The following is a 16,713-nucleotide window of genomic DNA, read 5'->3' as shown; positions in this document are numbered from 1 at the left end:
ACATGGTGGAGTGTCCAATGCTCGTCAGGCGGAAGCGCCAGTGCGGTCGTCTGGGATGACCGTGATTCAGCGGACATAGGTGAGATGTTGTGGAACTCTGCGTAGGTGGTCGTTCCTTATAATCCTTGTGCAATGTTAGCATAGGACAGCAATCGAACACTAAAAAGACGTGACTTCGACTTTCGCGATCAAATCAGCCTGAGCACCACAGCGGGTGTTTAATAGATCAGATACTGAATAAATTACCACTAGATGTAATTGGAGTGAGCACGGGACCAAGCAGATGCCTTCATTTTCTTCCGAAATTTAACAGGAAAATAGTACCAGTTACGAGGGGATGAGAGTGTCGCTAAGAGAATTTCTTGGAAATATGCACCCAGTCACTGTTGGCGTAATAGGTATTGAAAAGGTGAGTTGCCCGTTGAGTAATTACCTGACGCGGACGAAAAGGTTCCTTACGAATCTTGTTAACACTGACGGTCCGTATTGCATACATATCTAGTGTATAGATGACAAAGATATCTTTTGTCTCATCGATCGATGTGAGCTTAATCCGACCCTTCGCTACGAATCATTAGAAGTATGACGGCTGCAAAAATCAGCTTCGGTTGGCCTATCGTGACGAGGTCATCAGTTGAACGTCTCTATAAAGAAGGTCCTTAAAAGGGCTAGAAGGGTTAACTCGCTACATTCCCTGATATCAGGCACGATGATCGACAGCATAGAGAACGAAGTAGAGATGATTGGTCGGCATCTAGATATCCTCAGGCTGGTTGTCAACAATGAACCCATTGGGATCGTGAAAATGTCGAATGAAACAGGCTATGCCCATCATCAAGTCCGTTATTCCCTCCGAGTCCTTCAGGAAGAGAATTTGATCAGTCCGACAAATCAAGGCGCAATGACAACCGATCGAACGGAGGCGTTCATTGCAGATCTCGACGAGCAGATTGACGATATCAGAGCGAGATTCGATACGCTAAGAGTGAGCGGCTGGTGATCCGTGACCCGGAGCTTCCCTTTGGCTTCATACAGATACCCGCGCAGGGAGAGGCGTTCGGCAATCTCCTTGGCTGCATGACGTTCAAAGTGAGTGGCGATTCGCCATTAGGGACCATCGGTACTACAAAATTCGCGTTTTGAATAGGGACACCACTTGGACGAAGACTCTTCGTGACATTGTTTCTTGCTGTACAAGGGGAATGAGCACACGGCGTAGGAGGATGGGTTTGGGATGAGGACAAGTGCCCACGCCGCCTGCTGGGAAACGCTGACTGCATTCTTTACTTAGGACGCGATGGATAAAGTCCTGAGCCAACCAGGGCGAAAGTGAAACAAAACACAGTACACTTACTCGAGTATCTACGTCTGATCGGCGATTGAACTCGGTTACCCTTCCAGCGAGCATACAATTGCTGTGACGAACATCCCTCTAAGAGAGGAAAGAGGTCTATCAAGTGCTGCGACCCATACATCGTCGGGGCTGCATCGACGATCAAGGCCAGCTGCTCATTTCCGAAATCCCTTTTTCGAAAGCGTCAGCCAGTCGCCCTCCAAAGCAGCGTTCTCGTCGTTTTTTTGCCCCTGATGGGTGCGGGGCGTTCGAGATCGAACGCCTCCATGAAGAGTGATTTCGATGAAACTCAGCGACAGATATGCAACAAGCTTCGACGAAGACGTACCGAGCGAACCAACTTCCCAGTGTCCCAAATGCGACGGTTTAGTCACTACCAACGTGATCGAAACAGTCTGTGAGGATTGTGGCTTCATCATCGACGACCAACGAACCACTCACAGGCCGGAGTTCGCATGAAAGACCTCCTGATGCAATTCACTGGCCGATCACACAGCACCGTCATCGCCGAGTGCCGGCAGTGTGGAACTACGGTTGAGGTCGAAACGAGCGAGTGTCCGGAATGCGATCACGATGGGATTGCGCTTTACCGATTCGACTAACCGACCTAATTTCCTTTCTACCCTTGCTACGAGAGATCCCGTGCTGCAACGTCGAGAACGTGTTTTTGTTGCCCCCGAGGGGTGCGGGGCGAATCAGATGTACCTCGTGGAGTGAGCATGTCCAGTAAAAACGTCCTCTCAGAATTGACGTTCACGAACCGAGTTGCAAAGCGCGCCCAGTACGAAGCCCTCGAATTTTCACTCACAACGAGGGGTGTCCTCGTTCAGAATACGAGCCATGCGAATCCAGCCGACCACGAATATCTCGTCATCGTTCGTAATGGGATCCCCATTTCCTGTGAGTGCCCGGCGGACGACCGCTACAATGGGGCATGCAAACATCGGGTTGGCGTTGCGATCCGAACACCACTTCTGCAGGCAGCGACAGATCACTCCCTCGTTGCGGACGGTGGGACACAAATCGAGAACAAACCTGACACCCATGTGGAAGACAGCGACATAGACCAGCCAGCAGACTGTGACTGTGCTGGGCTTGGTGGCTTTCCGTGTTGGCCCTGTGTGCGAGCCGGGCGTCGCGATCTCCCGGAAGAGTAGGACGAATCACGTGTGAATCTGCTCCTTTCGCAGAGTGATTTTATTGGCGCCGGCGATGGGTGCCGGCGCACAGATGAAGTGTTGTGTGATGGAGCGGTGTCGAATCAGTGTGTCGGCAAGGTGACCAAAATGCACCAGGTAATTTACGCACTCATAGAGGCACCGACCGAAGAAACGGCACTTGCATGCGCAAAAGCGGCGTTCGATCGGCTTGTCGGAGCTGATCCTGACAACGCTGCCATCTTTGACTACTATGTTCTATTCGATGACGAGCGGTCATCCGTCGCCGGGAAGGCTCGGTGGGGCGAGCTCCCGGTCGTCGCACCAGTTGACTCCGATGATGGAGCACAACTCCTCGAGCGTGGCTGGAAGGCAACCAAGCAGGAATTCGAACGCAATCTCGAGCGAGTAAGAACGGTGGTCAACGAGTTCAGTGATAATGAGTTCATGCACGACAAAGATCTCGCCCGCCACGCCTGCTACAATCTCGGCGCGTATCGTGGCCCGTCGCTCTACCTATACACCGAATTCGGCGACGCGATTCGCAATCGTGACCACCTTGAGCATGTACTCAGTGCTGACAAGCAGGTGTGGATCATTCCGGCGGACGTCCACTACTGAGCAACCAATTGCGATTCACGCTCTCCGAAGAATTTACTGGAGCAAAAATGCCTTGAAAAGAATAATCCACTGATAGTATATGGCCAATAAAGTATAATAGCCATCCCACCAGTGTGTTAATGGGAAACAATGGCACAGTGTAGAAAACAGTTGATCAACCACACGTCCCTCCCACTCGCACAACAACTCATCAGTACCGAAGAATTCCAGATCCAAGCTGAAATCGACGCATTCGAGGACTTTCTCGACCAGCTCGACGAAATTCCGCCGCATCCGTATCGAACTGATGGTGGTTCACTGCGTAGCACAGTTCAATCGCGATCGCATTCCTCATGCACATTCCCGAATGCGGTGCGGGAAGCCTACCGCAAAACGGTCCTTGCAGTCGACCATTGGGAAGACGAGTATGGTGAGAAAACTGTCTTGGAGAGCATCAACAACGAATTCAGTCCCGAGGTGGCAGCTGGGCTGGCAGGCGGGTCAGAGATGTGGTCACAACCGTTGTGGGATCAACTCAAGAGCGCGAGTAAGGAGGCTATCGAAACCCGTCAGCAAGCATACTCGTTGATAACAGCAGAACGGCAGCAACTCAAGAAACTCCACAAAACGCTTACTGAGGTAGGTGAGGAATTAGCTGCAATCGAACGAGGCGAGTTCGCTTTCGATGAATGCAACGATCGACTCACGTCGATACAGCAGCAGCTCGATGAGCAGACATACGATCAGCAATCGTATTTGCGTCAGCGCAATAGATCGAATGAGAAACTGTTCACAACGTTTGTCTATGCCGACCTCGACGCTGAGTATCCAGGGCTGGCAGCGCTCGCGACAGCTCGCCAACTACTTGATCGAATCGAACTTCGCCATTGGGCAGGTGCGAACTGATGGTTTATCGAGCGTGATATACCTTCAAGTGGGCGATCGATTTTGCGATGATGACTGTAACCGATCTACTAGCTCTCAGCGTTAGAGGTCATGCGAACGCCTATCCTGCGTCGAAACGGATTACGAAACGTCGAATTCTACAGTTTCAGTCGATCCACAGGTAGAGCACGGCTGTTCGGTCGTGTCAAGTGACGTCCCGCAGTGGCGACATTCCCGAATAACGTTCTCATCTATTGAGAGCCACTGTCGCACTATCTGAGGGAGCGCCATCTCATCTGTCCTCTCTGGCTCAACATAATAAAAAATTCGGCCTCTTCTTAATCTCACATTAATTCGCATGGTGTGACAGATTCGACAGTAGTATCCCCCAAAGATACACAGATACCCTAAATCGAACGACTCCACCAAGGATTTTTTTGGCCCCCAAGGGGTGCAGGGCGCTCGATAGAAGCGTCTGTATTCGAACATCAATGGCTCAGAGTACTAACTCTGCGGTGTCGTTTGACGAGTATGACACCCGACGCGACAAGATGCACAACACGATCGAACGCTGGACTAAGGATCTCACTGCGTCGACTGACGAGGCGAGAGCGAGTCAACAATTCCAGGAGTGGTTAACTGTTCAATCCAAATTCCACAACTATTCCCATCAGAACACGCTCTTGATCACTCTTCAATGTCCAAATGCGACGAAAGTCGCTGGGTACAACACCTGGCAGACCGACTTCGATCGTCACGTCCAGAAAGGAGAAAACGGAATCTGGATCTGGGCGCCGATCATCACAAAGCAGTGCCCCCAATGCGAGAATTCGCCCAGTTACCATGAACAAAGTGAGTGTGAATATGACGAAACACCACCTGAAGCGTGGTCGAAAGGACTCGTCGGGTTCAAACCCACTGCCGTCTTCGATATTTCCCAGACGGTGGGTGAACCGCTTCCCAAGTTGGAGATCGCAGCAAAAGGAGATGCTGAAAACCTCGTTCCTGCTCTTCAGTACGTAGCTGATGATCTCGGTGTGACGGTTCGCATCGTTGACGCTGACGACTGGGAACACGGAGAGGCAAAGGGAGTCTGCAAACAGCGGAGTCTATACGATCTCCAGCCCATCGTGGAGGTGAAAGCGCGGGCAAATCGCGCGGATCTTGCTGTGACGCTGATCCATGAATACGCCCACGCATTGCTTCACTTTGATGTCGACGATGAGTGTGAGCGGTCGAAACGCGAAATTGAGGCAGAAGCCGTCGCGTACATTGTTGGTCGGTATTTCGATCTCGATACGAGTGGCTCAGCGTTCTACCTCGCAGCCTGGCAAGACGATGATTCGGACGCGATTCAAGATCGACTTCGACGAATCCGGACGACGGCAGCGAAGATTATTGAAGTAGTCGAACAGAGAAGGGAGGAAGTCTAAAGTCGTCGAATCAGGGTGTCGCTACGCGGTGTGATTACCCAGGGAGGTTACCGAAGTTATTCGGTTGCGGTGGCGGGCCATCTCCAAAGTCTATTTCATTTTTCTGCCCGATGTCTTCAGTATAGTATAAGGCAACTACAACGCCGGTCTAGCTATTCTCGTTACTTTGCTCGCTTGCCTGCCTAGCACCGGGTATCTCCAGTCATCCTGATTCTTGACGGTCGTATAGACAGCGATAATTTCTGCATCCTCTAGTTCGTCATTATCTGACGTCAGATAACTTGCTACTCTTTGGATCATGTATCCTAGTTCTGTAAGCACCATCATAGTTTCTTCAACCCTTGATTTCCCAGTAGAAACGGGTTCAGAACTAAGTATTTCATTGGAAACTAGGATTGTATGTCAACAGCAGATTTGATCGGCAACGACGTCGAAGAATTGGCTGAAACGATCCTCAAAGAGGCGTCAGAGCCGATCCTCATTGTAAATCCGTCAAAACAAGAACTGGAAGCGCTCATCACCGTCACTATCGAATCGGACGAGGATATTCCGGAACTTCGCGTGATATCTGAACCGATGGTTCTGAAAGAGATGGTCAATGATTTCATCATCGCGAGCAAAGCCGCTGACCTCATTGACCAAGAAAAACTCTCGCTTCGAACATCAGAAGAAATCCGGCGAAATTCGATGCTCATCACCGAAGACGAAGTCGTCTCACTGATCACGATAGACGGAGAAGTGAATGGGCTTCGGTCTGATGATAGCGAGTTTGTTGACCAGGTACGAGAAACGTTCCTGAACGAATGGGAAAACGCAAGCGAATTTTCCCTTAGAACACCGCCGTTGTCGCAAGTTAAGGAAACACTACGAGAGGAAATTGGTGACGACACTGCAGACGATTTCGAGGCTGTGCTCGAGTCTGTAGAAACAATTGAAGCTGATGGGACAGATGAAGTAGTTATCTCCTTGATGATTGCCGCACGAAACAACGTCCTTCTGTACGACATTAGTAAATGGGGAGAAGATGTTGGGATAGCGAGCAAAGCCACGTTCTCCCGCACCAAAACGCGATTAGAAGACCTCGGATTGATCGACACTGAAAAAGTCCCAATCGATGTGGGGCGTCCTCGCCTCCGACTCCAACTTGGTGATGAATCGATGGCAGATATGGCTCCAGACGAGATGATAGAAGAGACGGAGAGCGAGATAACCGCCTGAGACCGTGGATTATGAAAAATTTACATTCCTCATTTCATAGCACAAGAACAGGACGATCACGGATCCCTCAGAATTAGAAGAACAAGCAAAAGAAAAATCAAACATAAAGGATTGTGATCCGATTCGAAGGAAAACAAGTCGAACTCCGCGAGGAGTGGCAAGCTGCGAATGAGCCTGATACTGAGACTGCGTTTGAGCCTTAGTATTAAACGTCGTTTTGTTACTACTGAAAAAGCCGGTTTTATTTGGATACCATGTGTAGAGTAAACGTATGACCGAGGTTATCGTCATCGGTGGAGGTCCAGCCGGCCTTAGTGCTGCCTTGTTCACCAGCAAGAACGATCTCGATACGACGGTGTTCGACACCGACAAAACGTGGCTCCATAAGGCTCATCTGTTCAACTATCTCGGCATTCGGAGTATGGATGGCGACGTGTTCCTCGAGCGTGCTCGCGAGCAGGCAACGAAGGATCACGGTGTCGAACTACGCAAGAGTGAGGAGGTCACAGACGTCAAGCAAGGTGATAGCGGATTCACCGTCGTAACGAGCGACGGTGAGTACGAGGCAACGTACGTAGTCCTCGCAACGGGGGCGAATCGTGATCTTGCCGAGAGTCTCGGGTGTGAATTCACCGACGACGTCGTCGACGTGGACGTAACGATGGAAACCAGTGTCGAGAACGCCTATGCGACAGGGGCAATGGTGCGAGCAGAAGAGTGGCAAGCGGTCATCTCTGCCGGCGACGGTGCGGCCGCCGCGCTCAACATCCTCACGAAAGAGAAAGGAGAGCACTTCCACGACTTCGATACGCCTGCAGATGTCGACCAGATATCGTAATATCGTCGACGTGAGTACGGGGTATATCGAAGGCTGGATCTGCGCTCTCGATGCAGAATTGCAGCATCGCAATTCCAGTTCGATGATTCGCATTCGGAAGTAAATAGCGTAGAATGAGATTCGACATCAACTCGCCGGAAACTTCTGGGAGCGGTGCTCCCTATGTGACGTGGTCAAGTGCCTCCCGGACCTTCTGTGGTTCAAACTATATGTGTTCTTGACCGAAAACTCGGTGTTGGAGGCTATAGTACCCGTTCCCATATACGATAAGAAGAAGAAATACTGCGAGGTAAAGGAGGCTGAGCTCACCTCCGTTTTGGATTGGAATTATCCCCTCTGGGAAGTGAGCAATGAGCTGGGCGGCAATCATCTCTCCGGTCGCGATGAGTGCGATGAGCCGAGTTAGTAGTCCAACGGCGATGAGGAAACCACCAAAGAACTCGATGATGCCAGCAACCCCATACAGACTGACGAGTGATGCAGTGGCACCACTCCCGTCAACGCCGCCGAAGAGACCGAATAATTTCTGCGCACCATGTTGCATGAATAAGAGTCCAACAATGACGCGGACGAGCGAATAGATGGGCTCTTCATACGATTCTACTCTCCGACCAAGTGCGATGACCATACGGTTTGAAGATTCGCTTGAATAATCAATAGTGGGTCCTCGGCCGGTGTTGCCAACTAACGGCTCTTCAGAGATTTATACCCGCAGCTTCGTAGGTAGGTATAGAAAGGAGATCTAACGTTCATCATTAACTTCCTTGATCCAGTGCAATGCGGGGATTACTCTGAGGGCTCTTTCACATCCACTCAACGCAGACATAGTGCAAGTTCTCTCTCCACCGCTGCTCTAGATCTGCTTGTGTCAATTTTGGAAATACAGACTGAGAGTCAGGTAGTCACCTCAGTGATGAAAGTATCGACACTGCCGCAAACACAATTCTCATTGGGTGAAGGAGAGAAATGAATATGTGTCACGCTCAGTCCGCCAGAGAATGTTTTCCGTCTCAAATCCACGTGAGGTGTGTCTCATCACGGTTGCCCACGCCGTCAACGAATTCTATAGCGTCGCACTTCCACCGATTCTGCCGTTATTGGTAAACGACTTCGCTATTTCATACGGAGAGGCAGGAGCACTACTCACGGTCTTTTTCGCCACGTACTCGATCTTCCGATTACCTGCGGGCGTTCTTGCAGATCGAATCGGCCAGCGATGGCTCCTTGCCGCCGGGATGATCGTGTTAGCCGCAGGCATTCTCGTTGCTGCTGGAGCGCAGAACTATTGGACCCTTGTTATCGCCGAAATCATCGCTGGCGTCGGCGGCAGCACTTATCACCCCTCGGGGATGTCCCTGATTAGTGACCTAGAGAGTGGCGATACCGAAGGAAAAGCAATGGGAATCCACGGTCTGGGTGGTGTCGTCGGAACTGCTCTTGCCCCGGCACTTGTCGGCGGTCTTGCGACGTTTGTTGACTGGCGACTTGCCCTCACGGTCAGCGCAGCCGTTGGCATCGTCTACGCGTTTATCTTCCTCACTTTTTTCCGCGACATCGGTTCCACAGAGAACACACATATGATCGAGCCTGACGGGGGAGCTGACCCGAACGAGGTATCTGAAAAGACTACTGGTGACTCATTGGGTCGATGGTCAAATCTTACCGCACTCATCTCAGTACCGCTTGAGCGCTGGGTCGCGGTGTTGTTTCTCGCTAATCTCGCCATTGCAACCGAAATTGGTGCAGTCCGTACGTTCATCACTTCTTACCTCGTTGAGCACATAGGACTGACCGCCACTATCGCCAACGGAATTTTCTTCCTAATGCTCGTTGGTGCGGGTATCTCATCGCTCGGTGCAGGTACCCTCGCGGATACCGTAGATCGACGAACGCTTGGCTTCGTAGCGATGGTGATTTCGACGATATTATTGGGTGCAACTGTACTTGTCCCACCGATCCCAATTGCACTGTTCATGTCAACTACCCCGGCGTTAACGCCGGGGCTTGTCGGTGAACTCCCATTCAAGCCGAACCTTCGGCGGACGTAAACTCGTCGCTCACGCTCAACGTTCCCGACTTTAGGGCCAGTTGACGGTTGGCCCGTCCACGCGGAGACTTTTGCCCTGCGTGGACATGCTTTATTCCAATGTTCTTCGCCGCGTTGTAGTCCGCGTGCACCTCGTAGCCGCACTTTCGACAACAGAACCGCTCCTGTTTCGGGCGGTTTCCACGTTCGGTGTGACCGCACTTCGAACAACGTTGGGACGTATACGCTGGGTCTACCTGTTTGGTCGAGATACCGAACACTGTAGCTTTGTACTCGACGTACTCGTAGAGCCGCCGGAACGCCCATGCGTGGAACGCTTTCGCGCCCGGCATACGGTCCCGAATATCGGTTAAGTCCTCGAAGGCGATTGCAGAACAGTCGTGCGTTATCGCCTCTCGGACGAGGGCCTTCGACAGGCGGTGTAGGTAGTCTTCCGCCCATCGGCTTTCCCGGTTGCCTATCCCGTCGATAGTTCGGTGAGCCGATTCCGTCCCAGTCTGTTGCAGTGAGCCACGAACCTTCTCGTATTCGCGGCGTCGGTGGTTGAGATATCCGCCGGACCACATACTGCCCGTCGATGTTGCGGCTATCGTCTTCACGCCAAGGTCAACGCCGAGGACCGTCCCGCCCTCAGCTTGCGTCGTTTCGTCACCTTTAGCTACGCCGACGTGAAGGTAGTAGTCGCCATCGCGGTAGTGAAGTGTCGATTCCCGAAGCTCCCACTCGTCGTTTCGCAGGTACGTCGTCTGTGGGTTCTCGCCTTCCGAGGGAAGGACGTACTCGGCTTTCACGCGCCCGTTGACCGCCGCAAGCGTACAGTGGTCGTCGCGGTACGTCACCGCGTTCTTGTTGTAGACTACGGTGTTCGCTGTGAACGTAAGTTGCGTGGCGTACTTCCCGTTCTGCCATGCCGATGTGACGCCCTTCACCGAGTCTGCCGCATAGTTCCGGGCGGCACAGACGAGGTCGGCGTTCAACCCGTCGGTGGTTTCGCGGACCTGCTGATATGTGAGTTGGTGGAGCTTCGTTTTTGACGTAATGACGTAGCCGTCGTCGTTGCGCTCGAAAGCGCGGTCCGCGACCATTTGGGCGGCTTGACGGAACCGCTCGGTGGTTTCACGGAGGTCGTCGCGCCGCTCGTCGGGAATGGCTAATTTCACGACGCCGGTACGTCGAATCACGATCCCATATACAGCACTAACTATCATAAATGTATAGAAGTTGAACAGCTGGTTGGGGCGGTTATATAGTGGAGTTTACGCGATTCCCGCCCGGCCTAAAGGCCGAGATTCCCTCGCTGTTTAAAGATGGCTTTATCAGGGTAATCGTGATGGATTAGTCACAAGGCAGTTATATATAACTATATGGAGAAGTTATAGCATGCAGCTATAGTCTATAGTTATTGGCCACCTCTCTGCCGATCATCAGTGTCGTCTTATCGGTCCGACCGGGATTTGGCCCGACGTAGGTATAGTACAGACTTATCGCTCTTCTTGGCGTAGTCACAAACAGCACCAATTGTTACCATCATATGACTATAGTTTTGGGTATAGCTTACAATTATAGGTGATTATAATAGCTATGGTCTATAGCTATAGTTTTGGGCTTGACTATACTCTTGATTATATCTCTATGCTATAACTGAATTGAGTAGTTATATACTATAACTGAAGTAGATAGTTAGGATTGTTAGCTATGGGGCTCAGTCAAGATCTAATTTTGACTATCGTTGTAGATTATCGATGAAGGGTATAGGTATTGGGTATAGTTATATTCCATGACTGGCTGTTGTCGTTATAATGTCTGACTTAACTTTATATTCATGGCTCTCAGCTATTACTCATAATGCTCACCTATACACCAGTTTCCGAGGCTGGCGGGGTCGGAAAAACAACGACGGCAGCGACACTTGCGGTCAGTCATGCGCGTGCAGGTCATGACGTCCTCGCCATTGACATGGATACACAGAATGGAAGCCTCACGTATCTCTTCGGCCCTGAATACGACCGTGGTGATCCAAATGTTGATAATCTCGTCCGTCATCTCGTCGGACGACCGACGGGTGATTTTCACGACCTTACTCTTGAGGTTGAACACGGTGTTGACCTCATCCCGTCGCATAACATGCTCGAAGATCTCCACGAGTTCCTCCTCAACGAGAAGGATCAAGCTGAGAACTTCGGAGAATCCTATAGCATGTTTCATCAGCTCCATCGAGTTCTCCGTGAAGCGAATGTACGTGATGAATATGACGTTGTGATCATTGATACTGCCGGAAAAGCTGGACCAATACTTTACAACGCACTCGTTGCCGTTAGGAACGTCGTTATTCCGTTCGAGGCCACCGCGAAAGGCCAAGAATCGATCGAAGGACTTGACGATCTCGTTGAGGGACTCGAACAGAGCATCAACGTCGATGTCGGCGTCCTCTCTGTGGTTCCAATTGGCTACAAGGACACACGTGATCAACGCGAAGTCCTTAACGAACTTCATGAAAGTGGGTTTCCGGTGCCTGTGATCATTGGTGAACGCGGATCACTGATGGAAGGCTGCTGGAGAAAGCAATGTAGTCCATATCGCTATATCGAAGAACACCGTGACCGAAAACGTGAGTATGAACTTAGAACCCTTGACCAATTCGATGAGCTCGCTCGCCATCTTGAACAGGAAGCAGGGCTAGCGCAACGTGAGGTGATGGCGTAATGGGACTCAAGTCTGGCTCACGAAACGCTGGGCTCGACGAATCGGAGGACGATGGTGAGCAATCGGTCGAACAAGAGCCAGGGGAATTCCAGGGAGACGACGAGGCGCCGGTGGACTCATCTCCCGCAGAAACAACTGACGCAAATTCAGGGTCCGCCACCACGTCTGAGACGGACTCTCAGCGGCCGACGATGGAATCAATTCCGTATAAACTCCGTCGTGACAAGGTGAACGAGGGACGCGAACAAGTTCCGTATTTCATTCGGGAAGAGATCACCGAGGCTGAAGACGAGCTTCAAGACACCCTCGAAGAGATTCTCGGCGAAAATGTCTACAAGTCAGATTACCGTGAGGCTGCAATGGTCGTCGCTCAACGCAACCCTGAACTCATTGCTGAGGTACTCCGGGAGTGGGGCTACGACCTTGACACTGCCTGACAAACTTCGTTGTTTCCTAACTGATGTCGGCTAAGCGAATTCGTCACGCAGAGATCCTTGTAAAATTTAGGATTTCAATTCGACTGCGTACCCGTCGGAATCCATGACGAACGCGATGGTCGATTCTGTTTTCTCAAGCACTGCCGGTGGCTTAAAACCCTTGCTCCTTTGTTCGTTGACTAGGTACTCACTCATTGTTTCGACGTCAACGACGCTATCTCCCATTTTCCCAAAACCCAACGGTACAAATTCGGGAATCAATAACTGGCAAGTAGATTTTGATCGGTACATCACGGAAGATGAACACGGAACGGAATCCGAACGCCGATCCTCATTATGCAGTGTTCTGCATAAGAGACTTCATTGGACTATCACGACCAAAGCAATCGCAAATACGATCAAAGATTTACAGGGAGTATCCAGTAATTAGATCATTTCTATTGGCTATAGTTATTGACTATAGTTATTGACTATAGTTATTGGCTCTATCTCTTCTGAATGGTATTGTCTCTGCTTGTTAATCCGGCGTATCCCTCATTAGAGAGGTAGATTCACGCAGTGTCTAGGTGCTATCACGGGAACCATAGTGGAGTCCCAATGGAGTGAGACACCGCGTTTCCAATGAAGTTATGAGTAATAAGCGGTGAGCAGCACTACCAGACTTTCCACCGGAGGTGAGGGTAGCCAAGCCTGAGGCGGTACACAGCGACTCTAGACAGTCCAGTACTGACCGAGATACTAAAAAGTGAGAATGTTGCACCCGGTATGACTGTCATCCCGATACTAGCGGGGATTGGCCGTACCCACCGACGATCTATAGATTATCTGGTGTACTTCGCCCTGTTATTGAATGAAGTAACATAGAGCAGTGGACTATCTTCTGTAGATCAGCGTAGGAACTGTCCATGGCAGCGACTTGGGGGGATTGTTTATGTGAGAAATTGTACTAGGAGAGAACGTCTATCCACTATACACTGCCTAATTACGACTGAAATAGGCGTGGTATTAATCCACCATCTAGGTAACAGAAGTCGACTATCTGCACTGCAGAGGTGGATGGTGGCGAGAACGGTAATCGAGAGGGCGGTGTGGCCAGACTACTCGAAAACAATGGTATTTGGTCTCATTTAACAACCCAAAAACTCTATTTACCCATCATCCATCACAGAGGCTATGCCTAGTTCATCAGATTTGAAAGCAAAGGCATCGATACATACGACATCCACAGGTACCGAGTCGATCACCAGTACCGTAGTAATGGCTGTGACTGAGGCCAACGGTACGAAGCCTGCGACTCCTCTTTACGAGGCGATCGACCCTGATGCACTAGAAGCGCTCTATCAACACGGTTCGCCTGAAGTAAGGTTTGAGTATATTGGATACAGCATCACGATTCACCCTGATAGAACGATCTCCGTTACTGAGATAGGGGCATAGAACGCTACTGGTAGCAGTCACGTTGAGAACCAGGGAATACTTTGTTTCGGTTGACGGGTAACCTGTCCTATAGCACATCAAGAAAAGCTGACTCACGGAAAGTAGAAGCACACTTCCGTGAATTACTAACAAGAGTAGAACTGAAACTGATAGATTGTATACGATACCACCCTCGGTGAGAAACTGTTTCAGATAAAATTGACAATGAGGATACAGGATCAACAGCTACCAAGATTCTGGAACTTACTCTGATTGCACTTTGGGCAGTGAGAAGGTTTCGAAATGAAAGTAGTGCCACATTCCTCACATTCAAAAATATCACCAGTTGCTCGTGCTTGCTGTTTCGTATCGTGAGAAAGTTTTTCTGAACTTAAAATGTCGCGTAACCGATGAAGTATTTTCATGGCTATATATGGGCACATACTCCATGTATATAAGTTTTATCAAAAGATTATATAATAAAAATCACCATCACTGAATGGAAAACCAATTAAGTCATTTACGTGGCGCAGTGATTCTGAAAACTCTGACAGTCTTCTCAAAAGCTACAGCAAGTTGACAGGGGCTCTGAATGAGTGGTTCGGAAGAATTGATGAACGACATAGACGTTGGCCGTCACCGTAGCTGCCGTTTTGTATTAGAGCAGCCGATCGGAGATGATGTTCTTCTGGATTTCACTCGTTCCCTCATAGATCTTTGTGATGCGAGCATCGCGGTAATACCGCTCAACTGGATGGTCAGTTACGAAGCCAGCACCGCCATGCACTTGGATTGCTTCGTCAGCGACATCGTGGATTGACGAGGAAACACCCGTGGACGCCGAACTCGTCGTTATTGGTAATACAGCCGAGTGGTTCCCATATTTCTTAATTTGGACAATTCTCGTCGGATCGTGAAGACATCGTCGATTGTGATATTGTTGTCGCAGATAATGTCGTAGATGGGGTTTCACAGGCCCTTACAGTGCATCTCGGTGGTGATCGTGCTGAGAATATCGCCGAGTGGCATCCCGTGTTCCGCAGAGAGAACGGGCAACGGTTCAACGATCACGTCTTTGCTGTCTCGAGCGATGGCTGGAAGACCAGTGTGATCACGCGCGACGTGCTTCGTACGTTCCCCGACCTCCGCCGAGAGTACAAACAGTTAAAATGGGAGTTGATCGGCGAACATGACGACCTCGTCATCTACTCCACGGGGAAAACGACGTTTATCAAGCAGGTTCTTGACATTGCCCGGACGGACGACCACTTGCGATTCGACTTTACGCTGCCAACTGTATCCGAAATTGAGGATTGATTACTGATAATTGTTATCCGTGCGCGTACGCCACGGGGGCCTGCATGAGGAGTCATCATATGATTAGATGTTACTTTATTTATTGTTGGAAGTTGTCGAAAAAGCATGGACGATTATATCTCAGCTAGCGGTAAAGTCGCCGTGTTGGTCTTCCCGATTCCGGTGATTGTTCCCGCGACACGTCGTCGTTGTAGAAGACGGGGAGAATGTACTGGGAACCTCTAGGGTATTCGTGAGGTTGTAGTTTTGACACCACAGTTGGAACTGTATGCTTTTGTTCTGCTTTCAGGCACCACATAACAATACTCAATGCGGTCATTGGGGCAATTACGAGCGTCACACTGAACGAATACCCCAGTGAACGCTCGTGGAACCGCAGATCGCGCAAGTTTGGCATCCGATCCATGGTTCTCGTGGGGTGCTTACCGCCGCATCCCACGGTGCCCGCGGTTCAGCTAATTCGAGGTGGAGCTTCCGGCCTCAAGGAACGAGCGAAGCTAGGAGTTCCGCGCGAGTACACTACAATACGACAAGGCGACCGACGAGTTCTACTTCCACACCACAACGTGGAAATACGACTCCGATAAGGAGTCCGAGGTTTCGGCAGATACTGAGCACCAAACAGTCCTCGGTATCGATCTCGGTGTTAACAGCCTCGCGGTCGCTTCGACCGGCCCGTTCTGGCAGGGCGATGACTACGACCACTGGTGCCGTGAGTTCGAGAAGCGACGTGGTGAGATGCAACAACGCGGCACCCAAGCCGCTCACAACGCGCTCCTCCGCCTCGGCAAGCGCGAAGAAGCGTGGCGAAAGCGGTACATCCACACCGTCGCCAACGAAATCGTCACAAAAGCCGTCGAACACGACTGTGACGTAATCGTGTTTGAAGAGTTGACCGATATTCGCGAGCGCCTCCCGCACGCGAAGTGGCACCACATCTGAGCGTTCCGTCGTCTGTTCGAGTACGTCGAGTACAAGGCCCCGGAACGCGGCGTCACGGTGAAGCAGGTTGCGCCGAACCACACGTCCCAACGCTGTTCTCGGACGGACTGCGGGTTCACACACCGCGACAACCGCGACGGCGAACACTTCCACTGCCAGAAGTGCGGCTACGAGGTTAACGCGGACTACAATGCGGCGAAAAACATCGGGCTGCGGTATGCTCGAAAGCGACACCCCAGACTCCGTTCCTCGCCCACGTCGAGGAGCGGAGACGCACCAGTAGACGTGCGTATAAATGGTGGGATGTTGAACGCCAAGAGTCACCAGCCTATTGTTGGCGACTGATTGTCGGGAGTCCACATCAAA

General features: G+C 50.8%; 14 protein-coding genes and 3 pseudogenes. 13 read left to right on the top strand and 4 right to left on the bottom strand.

Annotated features, from left to right (window positions below; all coding sequences use genetic code 11):
• The first annotated feature begins 709 nt into the window (after positions 1-709).
• The 7 genes from LIX00_RS25780 to LIX00_RS25750 all read left to right on the top strand — a co-directional run bounded on the left by LIX00_RS25780 (position 710) and on the right by LIX00_RS25750 (position 7,485).
• Positions 710-1,000, top strand: coding sequence for a hypothetical protein (locus tag LIX00_RS25780; protein WP_227357533.1), 291 nt, complete (start codon positions 710-712; stop codon positions 998-1,000).
• A gap of 1,073 nt (positions 1,001-2,073) precedes the next feature.
• Positions 2,074-2,511, top strand: coding sequence for an SWIM zinc finger family protein (locus LIX00_RS25775; RefSeq protein ID WP_227357532.1), 438 nt, complete (start codon positions 2,074-2,076; stop codon positions 2,509-2,511).
• A 129-nt stretch (positions 2,512-2,640) separates the two neighbouring features.
• On the top strand, positions 2,641-3,132 hold the full coding sequence (locus LIX00_RS25770) for a DUF7995 family protein (RefSeq protein WP_227357675.1): 492 nt from the start codon (positions 2,641-2,643) through the stop codon (positions 3,130-3,132).
• 129 nt (positions 3,133-3,261) lie between these two features.
• Complete coding sequence (locus tag LIX00_RS25765) at positions 3,262-4,017, top strand: DUF7260 family protein (RefSeq protein WP_227357531.1); 756 nt, start codon at positions 3,262-3,264, stop codon at positions 4,015-4,017.
• Positions 4,018-4,487: 470 nt separating this feature from the next.
• The gene (locus LIX00_RS25760; protein WP_227357530.1) at positions 4,488-5,429 is read left to right on the top strand and encodes an ArdC-like ssDNA-binding domain-containing protein; all 942 of its coding nucleotides are present in this window, start codon (positions 4,488-4,490) and stop codon (positions 5,427-5,429) included.
• Between the two features lie 399 nt (positions 5,430-5,828).
• Positions 5,829-6,647 (top strand): transcriptional regulator TbsP, encoded by an 819-nt coding sequence (gene tbsP / locus LIX00_RS25755; RefSeq protein WP_227357529.1) that lies wholly within the window; start codon positions 5,829-5,831, stop codon positions 6,645-6,647.
• A 271-nt stretch (positions 6,648-6,918) separates the two neighbouring features.
• On the top strand, positions 6,919-7,485 hold the full coding sequence (locus LIX00_RS25750; RefSeq protein ID WP_227357528.1) for an NAD(P)/FAD-dependent oxidoreductase: 567 nt from the start codon (positions 6,919-6,921) through the stop codon (positions 7,483-7,485).
• Position 7,486: 1 nt separating this feature from the next.
• On the opposite strand, the pseudogene LIX00_RS25745 reads toward LIX00_RS25750, so the two are convergent.
• Positions 7,487-7,690, bottom strand: a pseudogene (locus tag LIX00_RS25745) (DUF8172 family protein); the annotation flags it as partial.
• Positions 7,691-8,113, bottom strand: a complete 423-nt coding sequence (locus LIX00_RS25740; RefSeq protein WP_227357527.1) for a DoxX family protein — start codon at positions 8,111-8,113, stop codon at positions 7,691-7,693.
• Between the two features lie 370 nt (positions 8,114-8,483).
• Between LIX00_RS25740 and LIX00_RS25735 the strand changes: the two genes are divergently transcribed.
• Positions 8,484-9,533 carry an MFS transporter gene (locus LIX00_RS25735; protein ID WP_227357526.1) on the top strand — a complete coding sequence of 350 codons (1,050 nt, stop codon included), beginning with the start codon at positions 8,484-8,486 and terminating at the stop codon, positions 9,531-9,533.
• Here LIX00_RS25735 and LIX00_RS25730 read toward each other — a convergent pair.
• Positions 9,508-10,713 carry an RNA-guided endonuclease InsQ/TnpB family protein gene (locus LIX00_RS25730; RefSeq protein WP_368410792.1) on the bottom strand — a complete coding sequence of 402 codons (1,206 nt, stop codon included), beginning with the start codon at positions 10,711-10,713 and terminating at the stop codon, positions 9,508-9,510. The genes LIX00_RS25735 and LIX00_RS25730 overlap by 26 nt on opposite strands.
• 664 nt (positions 10,714-11,377) lie before the next feature.
• Between LIX00_RS25730 and LIX00_RS25725 the strand changes: the two genes are divergently transcribed.
• The 3 genes from LIX00_RS25725 to LIX00_RS25715 all read left to right on the top strand — a co-directional run bounded on the left by LIX00_RS25725 (position 11,378) and on the right by LIX00_RS25715 (position 14,109).
• Entirely contained in the window at positions 11,378-12,235 is an 858-nt protein-coding gene (locus LIX00_RS25725) for a ParA family protein (protein WP_227357525.1), read from the top strand.
• The gene (locus tag LIX00_RS25720; RefSeq protein WP_227357524.1) at positions 12,235-12,672 is read left to right on the top strand and encodes a DUF7970 domain-containing protein; all 438 of its coding nucleotides are present in this window, start codon (positions 12,235-12,237) and stop codon (positions 12,670-12,672) included. Before LIX00_RS25725 ends, LIX00_RS25720 begins: the two co-directional genes overlap by 1 nt.
• 1,173 nt (positions 12,673-13,845) lie before the next feature.
• Complete coding sequence (locus tag LIX00_RS25715) at positions 13,846-14,109, top strand: HalOD1 output domain-containing protein (protein WP_227357523.1); 264 nt, start codon at positions 13,846-13,848, stop codon at positions 14,107-14,109.
• A 637-nt stretch (positions 14,110-14,746) separates the two neighbouring features.
• Here the strand turns inward: LIX00_RS25715 and LIX00_RS25710 are convergent.
• Positions 14,747-14,905: pseudogene (locus tag LIX00_RS25710) on the bottom strand (acyl-CoA dehydrogenase family protein); the annotation flags it as partial.
• A 104-nt stretch (positions 14,906-15,009) separates the two neighbouring features.
• Here LIX00_RS25710 and LIX00_RS25705 point away from each other — a divergent pair.
• A complete protein-coding gene (locus LIX00_RS25705; RefSeq protein WP_227357673.1) occupies positions 15,010-15,405 on the top strand; it encodes a GrpB family protein in 396 nt (131 codons plus the stop codon).
• 501 nt (positions 15,406-15,906) lie between these two features.
• A pseudogene (locus LIX00_RS25700) lies at positions 15,907-16,692 on the top strand (RNA-guided endonuclease InsQ/TnpB family protein); the annotation flags it as partial.
• Positions 16,693-16,713: the final 21 nt, after the last annotated feature.

The sequence above is a fragment of the Haladaptatus salinisoli genome (genome assembly GCF_020614375.1).
Taxonomy (GTDB): Archaea; Halobacteriota; Halobacteria; order Halobacteriales; family Haladaptataceae; genus Haladaptatus; species Haladaptatus salinisoli.
Note: the sequence above shows the minus strand (reverse complement) of the source record. Positions and strands in the feature narration are given on the sequence as shown.

Coding starts and splice junctions, on each gene's coding strand:
- LIX00_RS25780 (WP_227357533.1), top strand. CDS start 710: ATGATCGACAGCATAGAGAACGAAGTAGAGATGATTGGTCGGCATCTA.
- LIX00_RS25775 (WP_227357532.1), top strand. CDS start 2,074: ATGTCCAGTAAAAACGTCCTCTCAGAATTGACGTTCACGAACCGAGTT.
- LIX00_RS25770 (WP_227357675.1), top strand. CDS start 2,641: ATGCACCAGGTAATTTACGCACTCATAGAGGCACCGACCGAAGAAACG.
- LIX00_RS25765 (WP_227357531.1), top strand. CDS start 3,262: ATGGCACAGTGTAGAAAACAGTTGATCAACCACACGTCCCTCCCACTC.
- LIX00_RS25760 (WP_227357530.1), top strand. CDS start 4,488: ATGGCTCAGAGTACTAACTCTGCGGTGTCGTTTGACGAGTATGACACC.
- tbsP (WP_227357529.1), top strand. CDS start 5,829: ATGTCAACAGCAGATTTGATCGGCAACGACGTCGAAGAATTGGCTGAA.
- LIX00_RS25750 (WP_227357528.1), top strand. CDS start 6,919: ATGACCGAGGTTATCGTCATCGGTGGAGGTCCAGCCGGCCTTAGTGCT.
- LIX00_RS25740 (WP_227357527.1), bottom strand. CDS start 8,113: ATGGTCATCGCACTTGGTCGGAGAGTAGAATCGTATGAAGAGCCCATC.
- LIX00_RS25735 (WP_227357526.1), top strand. CDS start 8,484: ATGTTTTCCGTCTCAAATCCACGTGAGGTGTGTCTCATCACGGTTGCC.
- LIX00_RS25725 (WP_227357525.1), top strand. CDS start 11,378: ATGCTCACCTATACACCAGTTTCCGAGGCTGGCGGGGTCGGAAAAACA.
- LIX00_RS25720 (WP_227357524.1), top strand. CDS start 12,235: ATGGGACTCAAGTCTGGCTCACGAAACGCTGGGCTCGACGAATCGGAG.
- LIX00_RS25715 (WP_227357523.1), top strand. CDS start 13,846: ATGCCTAGTTCATCAGATTTGAAAGCAAAGGCATCGATACATACGACA.